The following is a 12,351-nucleotide window of genomic DNA, read 5'->3' as shown; positions in this document are numbered from 1 at the left end:
CAGAGTGTAAAGCAAACCGACCGGAGTTATGAACTCAGTGGGCCTGCGCCTTTGTTCCAAATAAAATATCATGGGTGATCGGGTCATAATAAGACAGCAAGGTCATTACGAACGAACGAGGCTCTTGGCCAAGCGCATTCGCCCATTCGACATACCTGCTGCTAGGTATCTTGCCACGGCCATTCTCAAGCTGAGAAATAAATGTGTAATACTCGAGCGACAAAATGTTCGCGAGATCACGCTGCGAAAGCCCCTGCGTTTCGCGGAGGCACTTCAGCCAAGCGCCCATTTCACGGCGTTGGTCCTGCGCGTTCTTTCTTACACTGTCGCAATCAGCGAGCATCGGCCTGGCTTCCATATCTAGGATTCAATAAACGTAAAGTAATGTAGCACCATTTTCCCTGCTACATCAATGACGTTCAAAGATTCTCTACGACCGCTATCCTCCTCTTATACGTGCACATAGCTCTTACGCCTCTCATTCCTCTCGAAAGCTCTTTGAAACAGCCTCTGACAAGGGAGAAACGAGGTAATTCAGCACTGTCCGCTCCCCGGTTACAATAACGGCATCTCCTGGCATCCCGGGTGTCAGGTTGCCCTTGATACCCTCAGGTAGATTCGCTTCAGGAACATGAATGCGTGCCAGATAATAAGGCAAATCGTTGGGGTCCTTGGGACTTATCACATCGCTTGAAACAGATTGGACGGTGCCGAAGACGATGGGCAACAGCTTTGTTTTGAAAGCACTTAGACGGACTTCCGTCTCCATGCCTGGGACAACGCTGTCGATATCCACTGGCGCCACACGTGCGTCGATGACGAGGTTTTCGTCCATCGGCACGATTTCCATCAGAACTTCACCTGACCGCACAACCGACCCGACAGTGGTTGCCTGCAAGTCTTGGACTGATCCAGATGTCGGCGCTCGGATGACGGTACGGTCCAGCGTGTCTTTGGCCACTAAAACACGCTCTGTAAGCTCCGAGATCTCAGCTTGTACATCTTTCAACTCAATATTGGCGCGCTCACGGTACTCTTGCACCAGCTTAAGCAGGTTCAAGCGGGCCTCGCCCGTCGCTCCCCGCACTTGGGACGCCTCTGAGATAACCTCCCCCAAACTGGCTTCAGTCTCAATCAGGGTGTCTTCGAGTTCTACCAAACGGTTGCTTTCGATCACCCCTTTTTGTTCGCCAGATTGCAATCTGTCCAAGTGAGCTAGGCGCAGCGCAACCCGACGCTCCATAGCATCTTTTTGTTGATCAAGCCCAACGATCTGCTCGTTTAGCTGCTCCAACCGATACTCCAAGATTTCTGTCTGCGAGAGCAAAATGGATCGTCGATCCGAAAATATTTGACCCTGCGTACGCAAGGCACCTTGCACCCTTGGATCTTCTGACTTCACCAGGTCCTCGGGGAACTCGACTTCTTCTTGCGAGGTTTGCTCAGCGAGCAACCGCGCTTCGGTCGCCCGTGCAACATTAAGCCTCTGCATATGCAAATTTAGGTTTGATCTGGCCTCAATGCTATCGAGAAGAAGGAGCACATCACCTTCCTCAACCTGATCGGCCTCTCTTACCCGGATCTCTCGGATAATACCGCCATTTAGGTGTTGGACGACCTTCCTGTCCCCTTCCAAAGCAACAGTACCTGGAGCGACCACAGCACTATCGATCACGGCCGTCGCAGCCCAGCTTCCCAGCCCTCCGAAGATCAGGAGGATGACCAAATACCCCAGCCGGGCATAAAACCGTGGAGAAGTCTTCATGAGCCCACACTTCTTGTTTGGGAATAAAGCGATGCGATATTCCTATTTGAAACTAAAACTCTACGCATCAGGCACCAATGTTCGTAACTCTGGCAGCGGCTTGCTGAGGCGGTGTTTCAGGCTGTTTTGGTTTCAACAGGTCTTTTGTGTCCAACATCTTTTGAACAGCGCCGTTGCTCAACATGAGGGTCTTATCAGATGTGGACAGCAAGTTCGCCTTATGAGTGATGACCACAACAGTCTTGCCGAGCGCTTTCAGCGCAAGCAAACATTGTGCCAGAGCGTTTTCGCCTTCGCTGTCGAGGTTGGAGTTGGGCTCATCCAAAACGATCAAGCTTGGGGTGCGGAAAATTGCCCGCGCAAGCCCGACACGCTGACGTTGCCCACCTGAAAGCTGCGCGCCGCCATCGCCGATTTCTGTCGCATAGCCTTCCCGAAGGCCCTGGATCATCTCATGGGCCCCGGCAAGCTGGGCTGCCGCAATGATCTCCTCATCGGTGGCTCCCGTGGTAAAGCGGGCAATGTTCTCGGCAACCGTTCCGGAAAAGAGCTTAACCTCTTGCGCTAGGTAGCCGATCGAGCCGCCCAACTGATCCGGGTCCCAGTGATTGAGCTCTGTCCCGTCAAGACGTACAGCCCCTGCTGCGGCCCCTGTCACACCGACAAGCACACGCGCGAGCGTAGATTTGCCCGATCCGCTTGGCCCAATCACGGCAAGTACATTGCCGGCCTCAAGACTAAAGGTAATGCCTTTGAGGAGCGGGTCTCGGGACCCTGGCACCACGGTTGAGACCCCCTCAAGCGACAGAGCGCCTTTTGCGGCTGGTTGCTCCAACCTATCGGTCTCATCCAGAACGCTATCAAAAAGCTTGCCTAAGCGCTCATTGGCTTGGCGCGCGGAGATGAACTGCTTCCACTGGCCCACAGCTTGCTCAACGGGGGCAAGTGCGCGGCCCATAACAATCGAGGCTGCGATCATGATGCCGGGGGAGATCTGCTGGTTCATGGCAAGGTAAGCGCCCGTCCCCAGAATGGCGACCTGCAGGCTCATGCGCACGAACTTGGAGCAGGACATGATAAATCCGGCCCAGTCACTTGCTGAGGCTTGGCTGCTGAGCATGACTTCGCGTTGCTTAAGCCAGCGGCCAGACAGCTCTTTGCCCATACCCATGGCCTGAATGACATCCGCATTCTGCAAAGCAGCGCTGGCAAAATGCGCGGACCCTTGGCCTGCATTATTAGCCTCTTTCAGCGCGGAGCGCGTGAGCAGCTCATTTAGCAAGGCTAAGATAAAGATGATGACGGCACCTGTGGTGGCCACAACCCCAAGCCAAGGATGGAAAGCGAAGCACAGCGCCAGAAACAGGGGCGTCCAAGGTGCATCAAAAAAGGCCAAAATGCCTTGACCGGTGATGAAATCACGCACCCGGTCGGCGTCTCCCAATGCGGTGCGCGCACCGCCATTGGGGTTTGCCAATTGCAGGCGAACCACCCTGGAAAACATAGGACCTGACAGCGCTTCGTCGAATTCCAAACCTGCCCGGACCAGCATTCTTGAGCGAATAAATTCGAGTAGCCCGTAGGTTACCAAAAGCCCCACCGCCACGCTCGTAATCATGATCAGCGTGTACTCACTCCGACTGGAGAGCACGCGGTCATAGATTTGAAGCATGTAGAGCGGACCTACAAACATCAGCAGGTTTACGAAAAAACTGAAGATTACCGTAGCCATCAGAATGGCGCGGAACCGCCCATAGGCCTGTTTCAATGCAGTTGGTGCCGACATAAAGCAGCTTTCCCTCGAATAACTTAGCTAAAGTGGGTTCCCATCCTCAGAACAGTGGATGCCTTACCCTACGTCAAAAACCCTTTGTGTCATAGAAAAAATGGGCCTGAATATGGCCCATCTATAGCTGCGTTGAGATGACCTACTTACGCGAAACAAATGCGCCTTAAGCAGGTCGGCCAATCTGACCTCGTTAGCTGTCGGTTGGAAGAGCTTCTTTCAGAGCACTAATGTAAGCTTGGCGAGCCGTTTGCGTGATTGCGATCTCACGTTGGAGCTTTTGCACCTGTTGCTCACAGATTTGAACATTTGCCAGCTGCTGTTTCGCATCATCGCTCAAATTATCAGAATCGTACTCACGACCGTCAATCGTTACTTTGGCCATCAAACAGCCCCTCCTCAATAGAAAATTATATTGCCGTTTTGTAGGCAAGTTTCCGCGGGAACAAAAGCCCCTCAGCCAATTAAAAAATCAAGCTGCGCAATTTCGCCTATTCTAGTTTGCGCCCACAATGGGGCGAAGAGTGATCAACATTTTTGCATTTCCCTCCTCGCTGCGCCCTGCATAAAGTGCGGTATTGCACATAAATGCAGAATCCGTAGCAATCTTTATCAATCTCGCCCCAAATGGAAAGCTGGCACTTCGTTAGCTTTGTTCGAGATCAGAGCTCTCGCTGGAGGAAACGGCGACAAGGATATCTTGTGCAACGTGTTGCCAGGTGCGCAGATCAGTGCGGCTTTGCGCGATTTTGGCTTTCAGAATCTCGTAATTATTTGGATTAGAGCTCAATTGGTCGATGATATCAGCAAGTGACCGCGGGTCAGCAGGGTCGAAATACTCAGCCAAATCCCCACCGACCTCTCGCAAAGCTGGTATATCAGACGCTATTCCCGGTGTTCCCAGCCAGAGCGCTTCTCCAAGTGGAAGCCCCCACCCTTCCATGCAACTGGGAATGACCAGAGCCAGTGCATTCTCGTAAATCTTTGCCAACTCGGCTTGGTTCGGGTCTAGAACAAACCGTATTTTATCCCTGATGGAGGCGTATTCGGGCCGGTTCACATATTCTAAAGTGCGTTTTCGTTTGGCCCCGGCCAAAATAAGATCAGGCACTGGGCGGCCCGTCTCATCCAAGTGATGCATTGCTTTCACAAGGCACTCGAGATTCTTTCGACCTGTCATCATCCCGACCCCGAGCAAATAAGGCGTCTCGGGCAAATCAAGATTGATAGGCTCATCTGATTTACGCATTTCTTGCGCGAGTGGCACCGACAACACAGGCGGAAGTGAGCACATACGCCCTGCAGTCGAAAACTGTTCAATCTCATCTTTGGTAAAAACAGAGTTGGTCAGCAGTTTTTCAGCATGCTGTACTACGATGCGGTTATCATGCGCAAAATTCCGGGCAAACATACTTTGCCGCGGATGGGCATATTCATGCAACGGGATCATATCGTGCAACAAAGGAAAGAACCGCGTTCGAACGCCCGCTTCATCCATTGCCACAAGATAGTCAGACATCATTTTTGGGCGCCCTAAAGACACAAGTATTTGGCCTTCGAGGTCAACGTCGCGCGTACGGCCCTCGGGGACCGAGCGACGCCATCGTCTCAAACTGACTTTTCTAGCGATGCGGCGCATCAGCGGCTGAAGTGTATCGCGCAACCCATGCGCATTTGGGTGGCTATATCGGAGCCGGACAGGCTTCGCTTCAACCGGCAAGTTTAGATCCAACACACCATTCGCCGAGGCGGCGCCGATACGCGGTGTGATTTCAAAAAATCGGTCGTGTGCAGGGGAAAATATGACAAAGCGAACATCAGCGGAGGCGTTGGCCAGTTCATACCCAACCTCAAGTACTGTGCGGGCAATACCGTAATACTTAAATTTGGAGCCCGCAGACAAAAATAGCTCAGAAAGATCATAATATATCGTCGCCATAGTCGCTCTTTACCTGCTCCCTCCAGTGCACCCGCACTCCCGTATCTTTGAAGGGGGGCACAGGTAAAGACGGTATATCTTTTTTCGCGCTCCAGCCAAGCGCGTTGGCGCTTATCCACCTACCCACAAATGGCGTGCGTCTTGATTACGCATCACCTGGAAATGGAAAACCCTTACAGGCCTATTAAAAGTGAAAAGCCCCCAGAAATTCTGGGGGCTTTCCGTCGACAGAGAAAACCCTGCCTTATGATTTAGCTTACGCGAACGTGAAGTTCTCGTTGTTGAGACCGCCGGTAGTCCCGGACAGGAAGATTTCGAAGTCGAGACCGGACGCTGCAGGGTCATTTGCAGTAATGGTCGTGTCGGTCCCATCATCAACGATGCTCAAGTCAGCAAGACCGGTGATGCCGAGACCAGAGACATCCAGAATGGACAAGCTGGTCAAGCCCGCAGTTGCAAAGTCATCGAAGCCTGTGATGGTCCAGATATCAGAGGCATCCGCAACATCCTGCGTGAACTCGTAGGTCACAATCGCATCATCTACACCGAGATCGTTTTCGGTGACGTTCGCAGACTGGTCATTGAAGCGGATTGTAATATTACGATCCACATCTGCCTGATCTTGAATGTCTACGACCATAGTCCCAACTGCACCTTCGTAGTCCGAGAAGTCGATCAAGGACAGAACGTTGGACAGGCTGCCTGGTGCGAAGCTAACGGTATCCACATTGCTACCATCATCGTTACCACCACCGGTGATATTCAGTGTCCGAGCGAACACTTCATCGATATCGTAGGCAGCACCGCTGGCGTCGTTGTCACCATCGTCATCCAACAGGTTCAGGTCGAATGTATAGGCATTGATCCCTGTGGCATTATCGTCATCAAGGTCCAAGTTGATAGTATTATAGTTACCAACAAAGATTTCAGCCGCACCGAAATTGTTCGCCCCTTCAACACTTGACGTATCAAGGTCGCGGAAGTTCAGGTTCAGAGCGTTGCTGTTGTCCTCGGCTGCTGCGATGAACGTCAGGTTGTTGCCTTCAACATCAGTCAGGTTGGTGTTGACTGTGATCTCTTCATCACCTGCAGTGTTGTTCATCTCCAGATCAGCACTGAGGAGGTTGATCACATACTCTTCAACACCGCTCGCGGTTGCTGCGTTGAACACACCGGAAGCAGCATCAGCAGACCCATTGAACGGCGCACCGAACTGGATGGTTTCGAAGCCCGAGATGACAGCGCCAGGTGCAAGCACACCAGAGAGCTGCAGCGTATCGTTTGCACCTGCAGTACCAGTCACTTTGTCAGCACCAGCGTTGTTCAGAACAGCACCAGTAGTGGCCAGAACCAGATCACCAGCCAGATCAGAACCATCAATGGTTGCAGCCGCACCAGCGCCAGAACCCGCCCCGTTAGCATCCGCAAGAGCGTCTACAGCAATGGTCAGGTCCTGCGTGCCTACCAGGGTCAATGTATTCAGCGCCGCGGCGTTGAAGGATGTAACCTGGTTGGAAGTTTGGGCCCGGCCGTTGGACTGGATTTCCAGTGCATCGACACCTACTTCTGGGTTGCTCACTGTCAAGTTGTTGACGGTCAGCTCACCATTCGTACGCGCTGTGTTTTCCAGCACAACAGTCGCCGTATCAACACCGACTTCATCCTGGATTTCGTCCAGAATGATTGTACGGAAATCCTGATCAGCGTTGTTGTTCGCGTTGTCGTTCAGCGTTTGGTTACGACCAGAGATGACTGCGTCCGTACCCTCATCCAGATTGATCAGCGTGGTGTCGTCACCAAGACCACCGTCGCCATCAGTCGCGATGACTACGGTCTCAAGACCCATCATGTTGCCTTCGATGAAGTCAAACACCGCTGGATCGTAAGTGAATTCACCGCTACCTGCGATAACCAGGTTCTCAACGTTGGTGAAAGATTCCCAGGCACGCATGTTACCGGCACCATCCAAGCTACCGTCAACCGATGTGTTAACCTCGACAGTGTCAACACCGCCTTCGCCGTCCACAGACGTGGTGTCTTTAACGTCCAAACCGCGCAGGTTGAAACGATCTTCACCGTCCCCACCAATCAGGTCGAGAGTGAAGTCATCATCTGCGGCAACTTCATTCTGCACGAACAGGCTGGTGTTCGAGCCTGCATCACCCATGTGGTAGGTGAACTGGACAACGCCATTGTCGGGGTCGAGATATTTGTCGAACACGTCGTTGGAGTTCAGAGCAGCAGCGATCATCGTCTGACCGTCGAAACCTTCAGCATTGAAGACGCGAACGTTCTGAAGACCACCGGCCAAACGACCATCTGTGGTGGTTTCTTCGCCGCCAGCGTCGATGGTACGAACGCCGATTTTCAGATCGCCGGTGTTCTGCGTGCCGTCGGCATTGCCGCGCGTCACGTTCACAACTTCCAGCTGCTGTTCACCATTCAGACCACCGCGGTTTACCGAGCTCAGAGCCGAGATGTGGCTGTCGTCATCGACAACAACGTCCATCACTTCAATGCCGCGCTCGCCGGACATGCCTGCGACGTTTACAGCACCACCTTGAGACCCGTTGCCGGCGTCATCGAGATATACTGTGGTGCGTGTTGGCAGCGTTTCGAGGTTTTCACCCACTTCAACGCGGTTACGCACGTCGATGCCAGTAAAGCCCAGCAGAACAGCTGTGGCTGGGTCTGCACTCAATGCGCCGCCTTCGCTGTCAGAGATGGTGAAGACACCGTCGCCAACATGGGACACGGTCAGGTTTTCGAGGCCAGCTGTGCCATCGATCTGTGCTGTCAAAGCAGCTTCAAGATCGGCCCAGGTGTTCGCTGCGGTGATGTCCGCAGATTCCAGCGCGTACTCAGTACCGTCCAGATCGAAGGTCACTTTGCCAACAGCAATGTTGGAAAGCTCAGCGCCAGGAACCAACACGTCTGCGTTAATTTCCTGGATGGTCAGCGTCAGGATGGATTCAGACTCCACGTCGCCTTCCAGGTAGTTGGCGTTGATGTAGGCGTTCAAACCCGCACCGGGATCCGTTTCGTTCAGACCAAAGGCAGTGTCCATCGGCTTGGAGCGGATGTCTTCGATCTGGATGTTGCTGCGGCTGTTGTCAGACCACCACTGCTCGACACCCATCATCTTCTCGGCGTCGATTTTGGAGCCGTTGAAGCCAGTGTCGATGTTGAGTGTCTGCTCGCGCAGGTTCACAACTTCGATGCTGTTTGTTGTAGCAGAAATCGCGGGGCCAACAGGAATTGTGCCGGATGTGGTCAGCGTCATGTCCACGTTCAGCGTGTCCATGCCTTCGCCGCCGTCCAGCGTGTCGCCGGATTCGAAGGTGTTGGTCACGGCGCCCAGCATGTTTTGTTCGATCGGCGCATTGAACACGTCATCGCCGGAGGTGCCGGTCAGATTGTCGACGCCAACTTCGAGAGCAATGGCGCCCGTTTCGCCGTAAGCGTCCAAATAGGCAGCAGTTTCGGCTTGGCCTTCAGCAACGGATTCCTCTGTCGCATCGACACCGTCCAGAACGCCTTTGGCGGAAGCTTCAGCAGCTGCATTGATGCTGCCGTCTTCGTTGAAGTAGGAGAAGCCCGAGATGTCTGCGGTCGACTGAACCCAATCAAGCGCAACGGCTGTTTTGTTGTTCAGGATGGTCAGGTCTTGACCATCAGCAGAATCCTGAGCACCCGACTGGATGTCAATGATCATACGACCAGGGGATTTACCCGCAGCCAATTCGCCTTCCCAGTACGCCAGGCCATCGGCATCGGGCGCGCGGTTAAACAGGTTCAAGTAAACAGCTGTAATAAAGGCCTCTGGGGAAGCCACTTGTGGGTTCGCCAGGAAAGGATAAAGACCTGTCGCTTCGGGCTGAACCGAGAACGACTGTGCAATGTCCAGGTAGGACATGTCAGGGTTGTTATCTAGCTCATTGATCCAATAGTTAAGCCCCGTTGGGTTGGGAGCGCGATCAAAGTAGCCGATGTACAGCTGTACGATCTGATCGATTTGGGCTTGCGTAGCCATGGGTGAATTACCTCCAGAAATTTGTGAACCACGTTCACTGCTCGATAAATGCCTCGGCCACCAACGTTGCCTTACAGGCACGACCGAACAGAGCCTTGGGCTCATAGAGTAGGGTATTACTTTAACTGTACTTCTTTCGCAATAATAAACTGTATAGCAAATTTCATACCCCCTCCTTGATAAGCATGCCCTTGCAACCACTGCGTCCCCCCGGGTCCGCAGATCAGATTGCAGGGCAGTTCAAGAAGATACCGCCAAGCGCAGCGGCACAGAGTATATCCTCCCGCCAAAACCCGAACAGAACGAGAGAAATAGGGCGAAACAGACCGATACGGGCTTCAGTTAATGCACCACGACACCCTACTATGCAGACTACACCGGCTGCAGGACGGACAAGCGCAACCATTGCCCTTCTGGGCACAAATGCCTGACACAAGAGCCAAAAAGGGGTGCTCTGTACGACGTTTCGTCTCCGTCGACCCCCACCCTTTCTGAGAGCTACGGCGCGCCGTGCAGCGCAGCTTTTTCAACGTCGGTTTGGGCGTTCTGAGCACACCATCGCATATTTTCTGGCCCAAACAGCCCTTGGCGCAAAGCGTTGAGTCGGGCAATGCTTAACCAGGATGAAGGGGCGCAGAGTTTTGGACCACAAATGACGCGACCCTCGACCGGATAGACCAAGATCGCGAGAAGCCCCGGAAACCCCAGCTCTTTGCATTTTTGGTGCAGATGAAACTTGGGTTGGCGAAATGATGGCCAACCTTATCTTCGGCGTCCACAAAACGTGGCGTTTTTTGAGGGAGAGTGCATAGATGCGCATCGGCGAAGATTCTTTCGCCAATAGCTTGTCGAACCCAAACCTCGTGCGCGACCTCATTTTCTGCCGCCATCCACCGTGCGATCTGTTCGCACTAGAAAACACGCTCGGGTTAGCGATGATTGACCAAAAGCAAGCAGCCATATATGACCGGTATATATATATTAAAAGTCATATGAGACGATAAATGTCTAATCTTCGTGCCCAGAGAGCTTTGGCGCACCTTGGCCGCAACCTCAAACAAGCGCGCCTCATACGTCGTCTTGCTATGGTCGATCTCGCAGAACGCGCAAACGTTTCGGAGAAGACGATCCAGCGTTTAGAGCGGGGCGATTCTGGCGTGGGCATCGGGAAGCTGGCCGCGGTGCTTGCGGCGCTCGGCGAGCCCGATGCGCTCGCGAAGATCCTGCGGATAGAAGAGGATGCTGTGGGCCTATCCCGCGCCCTCGACGCGATTCCCCAGAGGGGGGTATCCTATGTAAAGCGCCGAGGCGCCCGCGCGCCGGGTAGCCGCCATGAGGACGAAGATGATGACGATGAAGGCGTAGGCTTCTGATGGCCCCGCGCGCAGAACAGAAGGTCGCCCATGTCTGCCTTGGAAGCGCGCTCTTACCGGTTGGGAAGCTGCGGTTCACGCAGGCGCCGCGCCGTCAGCATTCCGAATTTCAATATTTCGAGAGTTGGCTCAACGATGCGCGGTCCTTCGCGATCGCACCTCAGCTGCCGCTCGGGCTGACGCCCTCCTATGCATCCCTGGCATCCACAGGCGATCAGCACGACAGCCTGCCTTCCGCCCTTCAGGATGCGACCCCTGATGCATGGGGGCGTCTCTTGATGGCGCGCGTTCACGGCGCGGGTCTCAGTGAATTCGACACGCTTACCCTGTCAGATGATGCGACGCGCCAAGGCGCACTCCGGTTCATCGGAGAAGACGGCGAGATCATCAGTGGACATCGCGCCCCGGTGCCGAACCTCATGCAGCTTGATGCACTCCGGGAGAGTGCGGCCAAGATCGAGCAGCGCCGCGAGATATCGAGCGAGGGTCTGCGCCAACTCGCAAACGCCGGCAGCTCGATGGGCGGCGCCCGACCGAAGGCGAATGTGCAGGACCGCGATGTCCTCTGGATCGCTAAGTTCTCGTCCCCGGGAGACCAGAGCCCTGTGGAGCGCATTGAGGTCGCGACGCTCCAGTTGGCGCGGGAATGCGGTCTGCGCGCACCAGACGCACGGCTGATGCTGGAAAGATCTAACCATCCAGTGGCCCTGATCCGACGCTTTGATCGGCGGGCGCGCAGGCGTGTCCCTTACTTTTCTGCGCGCACAGCTCTTGATAGATCAGGATCAGAGCAAGGCTCCTATACAGAGATCGCCGAGGCGATCCGGATGATCAGTAAGGCTGCGCGGGCAGATCTGCATGAGCTTTGGGCGCGAATGACATTCAACGTTCTTGTCACCAACACGGACGATCACCTGAAGAACCACGGGTTCATTTATGCCGACGATGGTCTTTGGCGTCTCTCCCCGCTCTTCGATGTGAACCCACAGGCAGAACGCCATCGCTATCTCAAGACGGCGATCATAGAAGGAGAGCCATTTGAGGCGTCACTCGATCTTGCGGTAGCCGCTGCGGAGTTCTTCGATCTATCGCAGAACGAGGCGCGCAGGCGGGCGCGCGAGATGGCCTCACTGATCGCCAATCGGTGGAGACCTCTCATGCGGCAATTCGGTATTGGCGGAGAAGACCTAAAAACTCTCGCAGACGCCTTTGAACACCGCGAGGCAGAGAAGGCTCTTAGCTTCTAATCAACATCACGGCGTAATGTGCCGCGGCGAGACCTTCGAGCAAAAAAGAAACAACCGCCAATCTCTTGACGGCTGCCCCGGACTGCAAAGCGCTGGCGGAAAACCACGGCGCTTCCGAAAAAAATCAAAGCTCTTCTTGTACGAAGAGCTAATAATCCCGCACCGCTTTGCACTCAGACAAGCGCTCATCAAGTATCCAATGAGCCCC

General features: G+C 54.1%; 8 protein-coding genes. 2 read left to right on the top strand and 6 right to left on the bottom strand.

Features of this window, described 5'->3' with window-relative positions; genetic code table 11:
• Positions 1-34 precede the first annotated feature (34 nt).
• From DSM110093_RS18820 to DSM110093_RS18795, 6 genes are all read right to left on the bottom strand, one after another.
• Positions 35-343 (bottom strand): helix-turn-helix transcriptional regulator, encoded by a 309-nt coding sequence (locus tag DSM110093_RS18820; protein WP_243263259.1) that lies wholly within the window; start codon positions 341-343, stop codon positions 35-37.
• A 135-nt stretch (positions 344-478) separates the two neighbouring features.
• The gene (locus tag DSM110093_RS18815; protein ID WP_243267753.1) at positions 479-1,765 is read right to left on the bottom strand and encodes an HlyD family type I secretion periplasmic adaptor subunit; all 1,287 of its coding nucleotides are present in this window, start codon (positions 1,763-1,765) and stop codon (positions 479-481) included.
• A 67-nt stretch (positions 1,766-1,832) separates the two neighbouring features.
• A complete protein-coding gene (locus tag DSM110093_RS18810; RefSeq protein ID WP_243267752.1) occupies positions 1,833-3,551 on the bottom strand; it encodes a type I secretion system permease/ATPase in 1,719 nt (572 codons plus the stop codon).
• A 193-nt stretch (positions 3,552-3,744) separates the two neighbouring features.
• Entirely contained in the window at positions 3,745-3,936 is a 192-nt protein-coding gene (locus DSM110093_RS18805; RefSeq protein WP_243263262.1) for a DUF6447 family protein, read from the bottom strand.
• Between the two features lie 261 nt (positions 3,937-4,197).
• Positions 4,198-5,490, bottom strand: coding sequence for a glycosyltransferase (locus DSM110093_RS18800; RefSeq protein ID WP_243267751.1), 1,293 nt, complete (start codon positions 5,488-5,490; stop codon positions 4,198-4,200).
• A gap of 256 nt (positions 5,491-5,746) precedes the next feature.
• Entirely contained in the window at positions 5,747-9,523 is a 3,777-nt protein-coding gene (locus DSM110093_RS18795; protein WP_243267750.1) for a DUF4214 domain-containing protein, read from the bottom strand.
• Positions 9,524-10,527: 1,004 nt separating this feature from the next.
• Here DSM110093_RS18795 and DSM110093_RS18790 point away from each other — a divergent pair.
• Positions 10,528-10,896 (top strand): helix-turn-helix transcriptional regulator, encoded by a 369-nt coding sequence (locus DSM110093_RS18790; protein WP_243267749.1) that lies wholly within the window; start codon positions 10,528-10,530, stop codon positions 10,894-10,896.
• Positions 10,896-12,143: a HipA domain-containing protein gene (locus DSM110093_RS18785; RefSeq protein ID WP_243267995.1), complete on the top strand. Its 1,248-nt coding sequence runs from the start codon at positions 10,896-10,898 to the stop codon at positions 12,141-12,143. The genes DSM110093_RS18790 and DSM110093_RS18785 overlap by 1 nt, the downstream gene beginning before the upstream one ends.
• Positions 12,144-12,351 lie beyond the last annotated feature (208 nt).

Origin of the sequence: Sulfitobacter sp. DSM 110093 (assembly GCF_022788715.1) — a bacterium.
Classification (GTDB): Bacteria; Pseudomonadota; Alphaproteobacteria; order Rhodobacterales; family Rhodobacteraceae; genus Sulfitobacter.
The sequence above is the reverse complement of the archived record's forward strand: the minus strand, read 5'-3'. Positions and strand labels throughout refer to the sequence as shown.